Consider the following 11,913-nt stretch of genomic DNA (forward strand, 5'->3'; position numbering starts at 1 on the left):
TCGTGTTTGCAATTGCTTTCCATAGGTGAAACGCGCCCATTCTGTTACGGTGGCCTGAAGGTCAGGAGCTTGAAAATGACGAAAATTGCCAAGATCACCCTGCTGTTTGTGGTGTTTGTGGACCTGCTGGGTCAGGGTCTGGTCTTTCCGATCATCAACTCGCTGATCATGGAGACGTCGTCCAGTTTTCTGCCCGAAAGTACACCGATGGGACGGCGGCATTTCTACTACGGTCTGGTGATCGGGTGCTTCTTTCTGTCGTGGTTTCTTGGGGTGGTTTATGTGTCCAAGGTCTCGGACTCGATCGGACGCAAGAACGCGCTATTGGTTTGTCTGGGTGGGGCGCTTGTGGGCTATGCGCTGACGATCGCCTCACTTTACCTCAACAGCCTGCTGCTGTTGATCATTGGGCGGTCAATTACTGGGTTCACAGCCGGAAACCAACCAATCGCGCAGGCGGCGATGATTGATGGCAGCACGGATGCCGCCGACCGGGATCGTAACATGGGGTACATCGTTACCGGCGTCAGCTTTGGCTTGGTCGGAGGGCCCATCATCGGCGCCGCTCTGTCCGACGCCACTTTGCTGGGCAGCTATGCCACGCTCAAGATGCCGTTCTACGGCGCGTTTGTTCTGGTGCTGATCGCCATCTTTATGGTGATGACCTTTTTCAAAGACACAAGGACCGAGCGGACTGCTTTCGTGTTTCGCCCCCGCGATATCACCGACAGCCTGATTGCGGTGCGCGGGCATCCGATGGTCCTGAAGATCCTGCCAGTCTATTCCTTCTTCATGATCGCCAACGTCACCTTCTATGTGTTCGTCGACAATTATCTGACCAGTCGTTTTGGCTATGGCGTCATCGGAGGGAGCATGGCCATGGTCGTCATCGGCTTTGCCCTGGCCTTTTCCAGCACCTTTCTGGTGAAACCAGCACAACAAAGGTTCAGCAAGCATCAGATCATTTATGTCTCGCTGATCACAATGGTGATTTGTGGCTTTGGTTTCGCCTTTAGCCCCAGCGGTGTTCTCAGTTACGTGCCGGTGTTCTTTTTCTATTTCTTCTTCGGGGTGTCTTATCCGACTTTACTGGGTTTGTTTTCAGCAAGTGTCAGCGAAACCGATCAGGGCTGGGTCATGGGCGTGACGACAGCCGTCTTCTGCCTGGCTGGAGGGATCATGTCTCTGATTGGCGGCGGATTGATGAGCATCGACATTCGCGTGCCCTACTACATCGTCATCGTCGCGGCGATACTGGGCCTGATCGGCATGCACCGCCGCTGGAAAGGGAAAGAGGTCAAGGCGCTATTGGCCTGAGATTTCCTCGACCGTCAGATTGCCGTTGGTGTAGACGCAGATATCGGCGGCAATAGCCATTGCCTCGCGCGCCACGGTTTCGGCGTTTTTGTCACTGTCCATCATCGCGCGGGCGGCGGCCAATGCGAAATTGCCACCCGACCCGATGGCGGCGACGTTGTGTTCAGGCTCTAGCACGTCCCCTGCCCCGGTGATCACCAAAAGGTCTTTGCCGTCGGTGACGATGAGCATCGCCTCAAGCTTTTGAAGGTATTTGTCGGTGCGCCAGTCTTTCGCCAGCTCGACCGAGGCGCGGGCCAGTTGGCCCGGCGTTGCCTCAAGCTTGGCTTCCAGACGTTCCAGCAGAGTGAATGCATCGGCTGTTGATCCAGCGAAACCGGCCACAACCTCGAATCCGCCGGGCGACAGGCGGCGTACCTTGCGGGCGGTACCCTTGATCACGGTCTGGCCCAGACTGACCTGCCCATCCCCGGCAATCACCACTTGGCCGCCTTTCTTGACGCCAATAATTGTCGTGCCGTGCCAACCGGGAAAATCGCTGTCTGCCATAGGGGCCTCCGTTTTCAACTGGCATCCTATATGGGCCGGGCGTGCGTTCAGCGCAACAGTTCACAAACTGCTCAAAAGATATGCATTGAGTGCAATTCGGGGTTACCGGACTAGCAATTGTGAGACTCGGGCTTTGATCCTACATGAGCCTCACAACCGACGAAGGGTCGGCTGTTTCAGTTACAAGGAATGCGCAAATGGCAACCACCGCAAATATCCATGCGCCGCTCGGAGCAGCTACCATCCTGCATGTAGTGGACGCGTTCTTCGGAACCTATGAAAAGGCACTGGCGTGGAATGAATCCCGCAAGACACGCAAGCTGTTGTGGGAACTCTCCGACACCCAGCTGGACGATGTCGGTCTGTGCCGTGCGGATATCGAAAAATTCTGATCCGCAATCAGGATACCCGCTTAGACAAGCCGCTCGAAGTCGAGCGGCTTTTTCTTTTTCAGGACAGTTTGTATTGGCCGTCCATGTCAGGCAGAAATGCCTCGATCGCAGCGGTGGCCACAACATGACGCCCCCCGTCTGGGTCAACGACATCAAGCCCACCTTGAACCGCACGAACCTGCGCCCGACCGCGCGGCAAATCAGCAGCCACCTGATTGCAGTCCACAGCTGAAGGCTGTTGTACCCCGATCGTCACCTGAACCCGCATCGCTGTGTGTTCTACACCAAGCTTGGAAAAAAGCGTGATCGAGGAATGGTGCAGCGCATCCTGCACTGCGCGTCTTGCGGCCTTTGTGTAATCCTGCCCGTACAGGTCATTTCCAGTGCCCATCTCAAGGATAATTCGCTTCTCGCTCATCAAACGGCCTCCATATCAAACGAGACTATGATTGCGGCATTGGCGATCACGGTGTGACCTTGCGCATCGGGTTTTTCTATACCCAATCCGCCCTGCGTGACCTGGATCGAAGGTCGCCCATAGGGAAAAACGGCCTTTAACGCCTCGACATCTACCTTATCCGGTTGGGCAACGCCGATTTCGGCATCAATGATCATGGCCTCTTTCGGAAAGCCGAACAGCTCTGCCATATTCACCGAGTTGTGCCACAAGGCATCCTTGATCGCGCGCAGCGCTGCCTCGGTATAGTCTTGGCGGCGCAAGGACGTTCCCATGCCAAATTCAACAAGAACACGTGTTTTAGCCATTTGATCCTCGGTCATAAAAAAGGCGCCCCTAGTGGGACGCCTTTTATTTCGGTTTATCCAATGGATCAGATGGACTCTTCGATCCAGCTTTGCAGCGCGGCTTTGGGTGCCGCGCCTGCGCGGTTCGAAACAACCTGACCGTCCTTGAAGATGAACAGCGCGGGAATACCGCGTACACCCATCGCTGCAGCGGCGTTCGGGTTACTGTCCACGTCTACCTTGGCAATTTTCACCTTGCCGCCATACTCGGTCGCCAGCTCTTCCAGAGCGGGGCCGATTTGCTTACAGGGGCCACACCATTCTGCCCAGAAATCGACAACAACAGGGATGTCGGAATTCTTGACTTCGGCGTCAAAGGTATCGTCGGTTACGGCTACGGTCGACATATTCTGTCTCCTGAATGGGGAATGCTTGGGTTCAGAACCTAGGCACGGGGTATCCCGAGGTCAAGGTATCTGGGCGCGGGTCAGTGCTTGGGTCACAAGTTCGTGTGGCAACCACATCAACTGCGCGGTGCGGGTCCAAAGGATGGCGGTTTTCACTTTTCGGTCGGGATAGATTTGGGCCATCGCTTGCGCATAAGCTCCCATCTGCCGCAAAAGACCCTCGGGGCACGCAGCCGGGGCCTCTGGAACGGTGGCGTTTGATTTAAAATCAATCACCTGTACCTCAGTTTCGGTTACGATCAGCCGGTCAATCACCCCATGCATTCGTTGACCGCCCAGATCTGCGCTAACGGGAACTTCGGCTAGCGTGTTTTCCGCAAAGACAGGCCGCAAGTGGCCCGAGGTCAGAACGGCCTTTGCCTCTGCCAGCAGATCGTTGCGTTCGATGTCTTGCATAACGGGAAGTATTCTGGCGCAAAGCTGCGGCCAGTCCTGATGTGGTGCGCCGGGCAGGTGTTCCAGCAACAGATGCAGGCGAGTGCCCCTGAGTTTGGCGGCCTCTTCATCCTGCCCCGCATCACCGGGCAGCGCCTTGGCTCCACCCAGATTAGAAGGGCTGAGCGTCTCGGACTGCGGCAAAGGCGGCGCGGCGGGGGATTCAAACATTGCGGGCAGATCAGTCTGCGTGGTTTCGGCCTGTTCCTGTTCGACAAGCGACAGCGCGTCCCAATTCCCATGCGACAGGCGCAGAGTTTCCGAGCGCGGCAGTTGCGTGGCCCCTGCCCGCGCCATTGCCGCCGCGACCATCTGATACCAGCTGGTGCCATCCTTGCCGACGTCGCCCGCGGCCCCGACGATCAGCCACTTTTCCGCCCGTGTCAGAGCCACATAGAGCAATCTCAGGCGCTCATTCTCTTCCCGCGCGCGGGCCTCAGACCGGGCTTGAGCAATCAACGCGGGCGAGGCATCCGCGGGCACTTTCCACAAAGGCACCCCCTCGCCCACCATGATCTCGGCATCGCGGGGGGCTTGACGTTTTCCGGTATCGGGCAGGATCACGATCGGAGCCTCCAGCCCCTTAGAGCCATGCACTGTCATTACCCGGATCATGTTGCCGACACCGCTCATCTGCCGTTTGATTTCCAGATCGTCGGTTTGCATCCAGACCAGAAAGCCGGTCAGGCTGGGAATATCCGTGCGCTCATAAGCCAGCGCCTGCGACAGCAGCGCGTTGATCCCGTCTTCGGCCTCGGCCCCAAGACGACCCAGCAATTTGCGCCGCCCGTCATGGCGCGTCAGGATGCGTTCGATCAGGTCATAGGGGCGCAGAAAGTCGATCTGGCCGCGCAGGTCATTCAGAATCTCGAGCGTTTCGGGGAAATCCTCGGCCCGGTGGCGCAGGGCGGCCCATAGAAACTGTTCCTGTCGCCGGTGTGCCAGATCGAATAGCTGCTGCTCGGTCCACCCGAATAACGGTGATTTCAGCACAGTGGCCAGCGACAGGCTGTCTTCGGGCGTGGCCAGAAAGCTGAGCAGCGCGGCCAAGTCTTTAACGGCCAGTTCGGCACCGACTTTCAGCCGGTCCGCGCCTGCGATGGGCAGGTGCAGGGACTTGCAGGCGCGGATGATCTCGGCAAACAGATCGGACCGGCGCTGCACAAGGATCAGGAAATCGCCCGGCTGCACCTTACGCCGCACGAACGCGCCGGGTGTGTCGCCATCCTCGGGGATCGTTTCACCCCGGTCGATCATCTCTTTGATCGAGTGCGCCACCTTTTCCGCCAGAATGACCGTGTGATGCCGCGCGCCGGGGCGATCGACGGGATCGGTCCAGTCGCCGTCTTCTTCATCCTCGACCTTTTCAACCACAGGCCACAGATCGACTCGCCCCGGCAGGCTGGTCTTGAACGCGCGGTGCAGGGCCTTATCCTGAAACCCGGCCTCGGCGTGGCCTTCGAACAGGATATTCACCAAAGACAGGATAGCGCTGGACGAGCGGAAGGAATATTCCAGCTCCAAACTCTCAAGTTTAGAGCCTGAATTGATCAACCGCCGCCCGAATTCCTGCTGCATCTGGTCAAAGGCTGCGGGGTCTGCGCCCTGGAAGGAATAGATCGACTGTTTCTTGTCGCCGACCACAAAGATCGTGCGCTCAACCCCGGATCTTGCCCCCTCCCCGCTGGTGAATTCCTTCGCCAGCTTCTCGACCACGTCCCATTGGTCGGGGCTGGTGTCCTGTGCCTCGTCCACCAGAATGTGGTCGATGCCACCGTCCAGCCGGTACAGCACCCATTCGGCCACCGCCGGGTCGTTCAACACCTGCCGTGCGCGCAAGATCAGGTCGTCGAAATCCAGCCAGCCGCGCAGCTGTTTGCGGCGCTCATATTCTGGCAGGAACGCGGAGGCGAACCGGTGCAGCACATGGGTCTTGCGCGCCGCCACCAGCGCCAGCCGCTGTTCCCGCGCAGCCTCAATGCGTAGCATCAGCGCCTCTAGCTGTGGCATCTGACCCGCCAATGCGCCTTCGCGCAGGGCTTTGGTCGGGAACGTGTTGATCTTGGCGGTAAAGGGTTCTTTGGCGGCCTTTCCGGTCAGAAACACGCTTTCCAAGATGGGCAGACTGCTGATCCGGGGATCGGTGAACGCCGACAGTTTTGCGGCCGCCTTGGCGTTGTTCCCGCCGCTTTCTGTCAACGCGGGCAGGATCGCGCGGATCAGGTCGACCTCACCGCCCAGAAATACACGCGCGATCAGGGCGTCTTCGTCGAACCCATCGGGCAGGTCGAACCGGTCCAACAGATCAGCCAAGCCCAAGGGCTGCGCAAACAGGTTGCGCTTGTGGGTGATCGCGGCGGTCAGATTGTCGAACCCGGTATCGGTAACGAAACGGGCCACATCCTCGATCAGAGCGGCATGAGGGCCTTCGGCAAAATCCTCGACGATTTCTTCGCGCAGCAGGGCTGCGGCGCGGTCTTCCATCTCGGAAAATTGCGGGCTGACTCCAGCCTCCAGCGGGAATCGCCGTAGAAGCGAGGCGCAGAAAGAGTGGATCGTCTGGATTTTCAACCCGCCCGGCGTTTCAATCGCGCGGGCAAACAGGGTGCGCGCCTGCGCCAGTCGGTCGGGATCAATCCGGCCGGGTACGCCCAGATCGGTCAGTTGCGCCAGCAGCGCCTTGTCACCCAGCATCGCCCATTCGCCCAGCCGTTTGAACAGACGGTTCTGCATCTCACTGGCGGCGGCTTTGGTGTAGGTCAGGCACAAGATGTGCTGCGGCTGCACCCCGTCCAGCAGTAACCGCGCCACCCTGTCGGTCAGAACCCGCGTTTTGCCCGAGCCCGCATTTGCCGCTAGCCAGGTCGAGGCATCGGGCCGCGCTGCCTGCACCTGCCGTTCGGTCGCGTCGTTGCGGGCGCTCATGTCAGATCCTCGGGCTTGGTGTCTGCGGTGCGGTCCCATTCGCCGAACCGGGCCAGATGGTCGTAATCGCCAGAGTCGGTGTCCTTGTGCAGCATCCGACGCGAGGAAAAGCCTTGGTTAGGCTCTAAATAAGCCGAAATCAGCTCTTTTAGCTCGGCCAACACCTTGTCCGTCGGTTCTTTCGCCAACGGTGCGGGCACTTCTTTGTAGCTGCCGCCCATGCCGATAAACACCGCCTCAGCCACGGGCAGAGGGTCAAAACCCTCGATCCCGCCCTGCTCGGCCATGGCGGCTTCGATCAGCAGTTGCTTGTCAAATTTGGACTGCTGGCTTTCGGTCGGAGGCGCACCGGTTTTGTAATCCACCAGCCGCAGCGCGCCCCGGCTGTTCAGGTCGATCCGGTCGGCGCGTCCTGCGATGGTAAAATTCAGCGGCTCTAGCACCAGTTTCATCGCGGCCTCAAACGCCACCGGCCCGCCATCGCTGCGCCGGGCGGTTTCGGCGCGTAAGAAATCATCGGCGATCCGCTCCAGCCGTGCCAGCCACAATTTGCGGGCGGTGGGCCACGCAACATGTTGATCCAGAAGGGTTTCTGCGCGTTTCAGAAATGTTTCGCGGGTCAGCAGTGCGGTGTCCAGTACGCTGTCCTTGACGAAATGTTCCAGAATCTCGTGGATCACGATGCCACGCAATAACGCATCGGGGGCCTGCACCAACGGGTCCAGAGGCCGCAGCCGCAGCACATGTTTGGCATAAATCGCATAAGGGTCCCGTATCAGGCGCTTGATCTCGGTCACGCTCAGACGACGCGGGCGCGACGTGACCGGAGGGCGAGGAGACGGGCGCGATGCCGCCGGAATTTCGGGCGCGATTTCAAGTTGTTCCGACCAGCTCAGCCATTTCTGCCCGCGCCCGCGCATGGCCGAAAGGACGGCTCGACCGCCCTGTTCCGGCAGGCCCTGCAACAGGTTCGTCAAACGGTTCAACCAGCGCGACGGCACGGTTTCGGCATCATCGGATCGGCTGGCCCGGGTCAGCCAGACTTCGGGCGCGCCGATGGCCTGTTGGAAATCATGCGCCGATAGACCAATCCGCCGTTCGGGCAACAACAATCCTGCCTTGGCGCGCATCTGGCGGTTCAGCCAGGGATCAGGGCTTGGGGCCTCGGGCCAACTGCCTTCGTTCAAGCCACCAAGGATAAGTAGATCTGCACCCTGTACTCGTGCCTCGAGTGTTCCCCAGATCATGATATGGGGATGCGGTGCGTCGCGGTCCCGGACCTCTTCACCTGACAGCAATGCACCCAGCAAATCCGCAAAGTCATGCGCCGTCATCGGACCACCATGACCAGCTTCTTCCGTAAGTGCGGTCAGAACCGACAAAGCCTTTTGCCCTGCGTTCTTGTCCCAAAGCGTACCGGGACCCCCGGTATTTCCGGCTGAAATCGCTTCGGCCAGATCGCGCAACCGGATGACCCAGTCCGATAGTGGCAGGTCTGTAGTCACCCGTTGGTCGCAGAAGTGATGCGACACCCAACGCACCCAATCGTCCGGCACCTCTTTGCGGATCGCAAACGCGGTCAGGCTGCGGCTGTCCGGGAACGGAGGCCCATGCCGCCGCAGGTCAAGCTCCAGATCGCGCGTGTGCAGCAGATGCGTACCGCGATCGCCACCATCGTGGCAAATGGGATGTTTTAGCAGTGTCAGCAGGGCCTCGCCATCCAGCCGTCGCGCAAACAATCCGGCCACATGGCGCAGGAATCGCCCCGGTGGTGAAAGCTGCAGCGGCAGACCTGCGCTGTCATCTGGCATAATGTTCCATCGATCCAAAGCAGCACTGACTTGCCGCGTCAGCATCCGGTCCGGGGTGATCAGAGCAGCGGTCTGACCTGTCTCGGCCGCTTGCCGCAAGCGGAGGGCAATGGCCAGCGCCTCGTCCCGCGGCGATTGTGCCTCGACCAGGGTCAGGTCTTTCGTCGCGCCGTCCAAATCCGTCAGCTTAGGCCCTTCGGACATCCAGGCATCCGTGATGGGTGCTGGGCGTAATGCTAGGGAAACCAAACGGTTACGCGCGGGTGACGGAGATGTATCAGGTGTCCACGGCGTGACTTGATCGGGCCTCAGATCAAGCTGAGTTATCAATTTGTGAAATCGGTATTGCGGGTGATCTTCCGAGGTCAGGGCATCGTCCAATCCCCGCCAGACGTGATCAGGCTGATCGAAGTCGTACCCCGGCAGGATCAAAGCACCCTGTGGAAGGCGCGCCACCGCCTCCATCAGCATCAGTGTGGTGCCGCGTGATCCGGTCGATCCCGCCAGAATGACCGGATGTTGTGGAGGTGCGTCCCGCCACCGCGCAATAAGGTTTTCGACGACGATGCGCTGCCGGGCCTGCGCGTCCAGCGCATCGGGCGCTGCGTCGATGAATTGATCTGCGATCCCAATAAAGGCCTGCGCGCGTGCCCAATGGCCAGACAAGTCGCTGACATCCAGCTGCCCGATTGCCTCGGGCGACACGCCCTCGCCCTGCATTTCGTCGATCAATGCGGACAGACTGTCGGACAAATCGAACAGCGAAGATCGCGCCGCCAGATCAGGTTGTTGGTCCAGTAGTTTTGAGACCAGCTGTGTCAACTCCAACCGCCTGCGTAGTGCCGGAATAGCTGGCGGAACGCTAGCCAGGTCAACGCTTTCGCCCAAGTCTGTGACCAAGGACAAACGCGGCAGAAGGCATGCTGGCCCTTGGTCGAACAACTCGCGCACACGTCGAGCCATTCGCCTTGTGTTTACCACCAGCTGCACCTTGGCCAATTCCTCGGGCGGATAGTCCTTGCTGCGGTCGCGTAACCCTTTCACCAAAGCGGCCGGAAAATCCGTGCCGGGGGGAACGGCAAATACACGGGGCAGACCGCTGGGGTCAAACATCCGCCAACATCCTTTCAGCCAGAGCGATCCCTTCGGGACGGCCCACATCGCACCAGCGCCCGGGATATGTCAGGCCAAATAACCGACCGTTCTGATGCATTCGGTCCCACAAAACATTCAACGAAAACGCCTTGTCCGGGATATCGGCCAATCCATCGGTTTTCATGATCTGCGCGCCACCATAAACCAACCCCGGGCCGCGCGTGATGCGGCCGTTACGATCTGCAGTGAAATCACCCTGACCCGCATGTCCAACGGCTTGGTCTGTTGGTATGCACATCAATAGCGCATCCATCTTTTCGGGATCCCAAGCATTCCGCAGCATCCCAAGTGGATTTGGCCCCGACCAGATCGCATCTGAATTCAGGGTGAAAACAGTACTAGACCCTAACAAAGGCAATGCTGCGCGCAATCCACCCCCTGTTTCAAGGATTTCGGGTTGTTCATGGGACAGCAAAACACCCTTGGGGGCAAGATGAGCCTCAAGCTGATCTGGAAGGTAATGCAGGTTGGCGACCTTACGAATTGGATCAAGGTCGTTGACCAAATCAAGCGCGTGGTCAATCAGTGGGCGGCCTGCGCATTCCACCAGAGGTTTCGGCCGATTCTTGGTCAGCGCACCCATACGAGTTCCGAACCCGGCAGCAAACAGCATGATGGCATCAAGCGTGTCGGTCATGATTGTCTGAGCTTTGCAAGGTTTTCCGGTGTCGGTGAAGGTAGCCCATCACGCAACAGATCGGACACAGTGACCAACGCGGGATGTTCCAGATCGCGCATCAAATGCGTCCATGTCGCGGGGATCAGGTCGACATATTGCGGTTTTCCATATTCCGTCGCCAATCGGGCAAATACACCGAGAATACGCAGGTTTCGTTGCGTTCCCAGAACGGCATATGCGGTGCGGAAATCGTGGTCGTTCACTCCGGTTGTCTGAATATACCTGTTAACCATCCGCATTTCGGTTCCAGGTGCTACATCCCGGCGCACATCTTGCAGAAGCGAGACCAGATCATAAGCGGGATGGCCCAGCATGGCTGTCTGAAAGTCCAGCAACCCAACGCGGGCAACGCCGTCGCGTTCAGGTAACCAAATCAGGTTTTCAGCGTGATAATCCCTTTGGACAACAACTTTTGTTCCCGCAGTTTCCCGGTGCAGGATATCTGCAAACCGGTGTTCGAACCGATCCCGTGCGTCCTCGTCATGCGATCCTTGAATCGACTGGGCGTATTTGGTGAACGACAGTGCGGCCAGTTCCGTCATCAAGGATGGGCCATAGGATGGCAATGAAAGCGTCGGTGCCTTGTGCAGCGTGATCAAAACGTCTGTGGCTGCCTCGTAGAATTCACGTTCCAACGTCGGAGATCGCCGCAGCACACGCGCAAATAGATCGTCGCCCAAATCCTCAAGCAACAAAAAGCCATATTCGGTATCTTCGGCATAAATTTCGGGCGCGCTAAGGCCGATGGATCGCAAATGGTTTGCCATTCGGACAAACGCTTCGACGGGTTCAGCCTGACCCGGTGGCGAGTCCATCAAAACCGCTGTCTTGCCGGTATCCGGATCGGTCAGACGCTCATAACGGCGGTTCGAGGCGTCCCCGGCCAAAAGCGCACGCTGCGCATTGGCCCACGGGGTTTGAGCGATCAGCGCTTCGGCCAGCACAGCTCGGTTTGTCATTGCGCGGCCTCCAGTCTGCTGGCCCATTCGGTATTTACCCACGAAAGGGTTATAAGGCGTTTTTCCACAGTGTTAGGGTCTGTTTCAAACGAAAGCGTCAAGGCATTTTCAGGTTGCATCGACCCGAGTTTGTCAGGCCATTCCACAAGGCAAATCGCTGTTTCAAATGCCTCGGTCAGGCCAAGCTCATCGACCTCATCCACTGCGCCAAGGCGGTAAAGATCACAGTGCCAGATTTCTCCGATTTCGGTGTCATAAACCTGAACCAACGTAAATGTTGGCGAAGGAACGTCTTCGGGGATGCTCATCACCGATTGAATAAGACTGCGGGAGAAGTGGGTTTTTCCGCTGCCAATTTCGCCTTCGAGCAAGAGAGTATCGCCCGGGCGTAGAATCCGGCCCAACCGAGCGGCAAAATTTGCCGTCTCACAAGGCGAGTTGAAGGTGATTGCAAAGGGCGCGGTCGTCATGGCGCCACAA

11 protein-coding genes are annotated in these 11,913 nt (G+C 58.6%); 2 read left to right on the plus strand and 9 right to left on the minus strand.

Annotated elements, in window-relative coordinates:
• Positions 1–75 precede the first annotated feature (75 nt).
• Entirely contained in the window at positions 76–1,317 is a 1,242-nt protein-coding gene (locus tag ACR0DX_RS14595) for an MFS transporter (protein WP_480846529.1), read from the plus strand.
• Here the strand turns inward: ACR0DX_RS14595 and hslV are convergent.
• On the minus strand, positions 1,306–1,866 hold the full coding sequence (hslV, locus tag ACR0DX_RS14600; RefSeq protein WP_170355598.1) for an ATP-dependent protease subunit HslV: 561 nt from the start codon (positions 1,864–1,866) through the stop codon (positions 1,306–1,308). The two genes, ACR0DX_RS14595 and hslV, sit on opposite strands and share 12 nt — an antisense overlap.
• Positions 1,867–2,009: 143 nt before the next feature.
• On the opposite strand from hslV, the gene ACR0DX_RS14605 reads away from it, so the two are divergent.
• A complete protein-coding gene (locus ACR0DX_RS14605; RefSeq protein ID WP_331251831.1) occupies positions 2,010–2,258 on the plus strand; it encodes a DUF1127 domain-containing protein in 249 nt (82 codons plus the stop codon).
• A gap of 58 nt (positions 2,259–2,316) precedes the next feature.
• On the opposite strand, the gene ACR0DX_RS14610 is transcribed toward ACR0DX_RS14605, so the two are convergent.
• The 8 genes from ACR0DX_RS14610 to tsaE form a co-directional block, all read right to left on the minus strand.
• Positions 2,317–2,676, minus strand: a complete 360-nt coding sequence (locus tag ACR0DX_RS14610; RefSeq protein ID WP_170355597.1) for a Lin0512 family protein — start codon at positions 2,674–2,676, stop codon at positions 2,317–2,319.
• Positions 2,676–3,023: a Lin0512 family protein gene (locus tag ACR0DX_RS14615; protein ID WP_170355596.1), complete on the minus strand. Its 348-nt coding sequence runs from the start codon at positions 3,021–3,023 to the stop codon at positions 2,676–2,678. Before ACR0DX_RS14615 ends, ACR0DX_RS14610 begins: the two co-directional genes overlap by 1 nt.
• Positions 3,024–3,088: 65 nt before the next feature.
• Positions 3,089–3,409: a thioredoxin gene (gene trxA, locus ACR0DX_RS14620; RefSeq protein WP_170355595.1), complete on the minus strand. Its 321-nt coding sequence runs from the start codon at positions 3,407–3,409 to the stop codon at positions 3,089–3,091.
• 60 nt (positions 3,410–3,469) lie between these two features.
• Positions 3,470–6,829 (minus strand): double-strand break repair helicase AddA, encoded by a 3,360-nt coding sequence (gene addA, locus ACR0DX_RS14625; RefSeq protein ID WP_480846532.1) that lies wholly within the window; start codon positions 6,827–6,829, stop codon positions 3,470–3,472.
• A complete protein-coding gene (addB, locus tag ACR0DX_RS14630; protein ID WP_170355593.1) occupies positions 6,826–9,753 on the minus strand; it encodes a double-strand break repair protein AddB in 2,928 nt (975 codons plus the stop codon). Before addB ends, addA begins: the two co-directional genes overlap by 4 nt.
• Positions 9,746–10,432, minus strand: coding sequence for a nucleotidyltransferase family protein (locus ACR0DX_RS14635; RefSeq protein WP_480846534.1), 687 nt, complete (start codon positions 10,430–10,432; stop codon positions 9,746–9,748). The genes addB and ACR0DX_RS14635 overlap by 8 nt, the downstream gene beginning before the upstream one ends.
• Positions 10,429–11,433: a phosphotransferase gene (locus ACR0DX_RS14640; RefSeq protein WP_170355591.1), complete on the minus strand. Its 1,005-nt coding sequence runs from the start codon at positions 11,431–11,433 to the stop codon at positions 10,429–10,431. The genes ACR0DX_RS14635 and ACR0DX_RS14640 overlap by 4 nt, the downstream gene beginning before the upstream one ends.
• Positions 11,430–11,903 carry a tRNA (adenosine(37)-N6)-threonylcarbamoyltransferase complex ATPase subunit type 1 TsaE gene (tsaE, locus tag ACR0DX_RS14645; RefSeq protein WP_170355590.1) on the minus strand — a complete coding sequence of 158 codons (474 nt, stop codon included), beginning with the start codon at positions 11,901–11,903 and terminating at the stop codon, positions 11,430–11,432. The genes ACR0DX_RS14640 and tsaE overlap by 4 nt, the downstream gene beginning before the upstream one ends.
• Positions 11,904–11,913 lie beyond the last annotated feature (10 nt).

This window comes from Ruegeria sp. D3 (assembly GCF_056534465.1).

What these genes read in the sequence shown, in the direction of transcription:
- ACR0DX_RS14635 (WP_480846534.1), bottom strand. Translation starts at nt 10,432, where the DNA reads ATGACCGACACGCTTGATGCCATCATGCTGTTTGCTGCCGGGTTCGGA.
- ACR0DX_RS14640 (WP_170355591.1), bottom strand. Translation starts at nt 11,433, where the DNA reads ATGACAAACCGAGCTGTGCTGGCCGAAGCGCTGATCGCTCAAACCCCG.
- addB (WP_170355593.1), bottom strand. Translation starts at nt 9,753, where the DNA reads ATGTTTGACCCCAGCGGTCTGCCCCGTGTATTTGCCGTTCCCCCCGGC.
- ACR0DX_RS14615 (WP_170355596.1), bottom strand. Translation starts at nt 3,023, where the DNA reads ATGGCTAAAACACGTGTTCTTGTTGAATTTGGCATGGGAACGTCCTTG.
- ACR0DX_RS14595 (WP_480846529.1), top strand. Translation starts at nt 76, where the DNA reads ATGACGAAAATTGCCAAGATCACCCTGCTGTTTGTGGTGTTTGTGGAC.
- ACR0DX_RS14605 (WP_331251831.1), top strand. Translation starts at nt 2,010, where the DNA reads ATGAGCCTCACAACCGACGAAGGGTCGGCTGTTTCAGTTACAAGGAAT.
- trxA (WP_170355595.1), bottom strand. Translation starts at nt 3,409, where the DNA reads ATGTCGACCGTAGCCGTAACCGACGATACCTTTGACGCCGAAGTCAAG.
- hslV (WP_170355598.1), bottom strand. Translation starts at nt 1,866, where the DNA reads ATGGCAGACAGCGATTTTCCCGGTTGGCACGGCACGACAATTATTGGC.
- addA (WP_480846532.1), bottom strand. Translation starts at nt 6,829, where the DNA reads ATGAGCGCCCGCAACGACGCGACCGAACGGCAGGTGCAGGCAGCGCGG.
- ACR0DX_RS14610 (WP_170355597.1), bottom strand. Translation starts at nt 2,676, where the DNA reads ATGAGCGAGAAGCGAATTATCCTTGAGATGGGCACTGGAAATGACCTG.
- tsaE (WP_170355590.1), bottom strand. Translation starts at nt 11,903, where the DNA reads ATGACGACCGCGCCCTTTGCAATCACCTTCAACTCGCCTTGTGAGACG.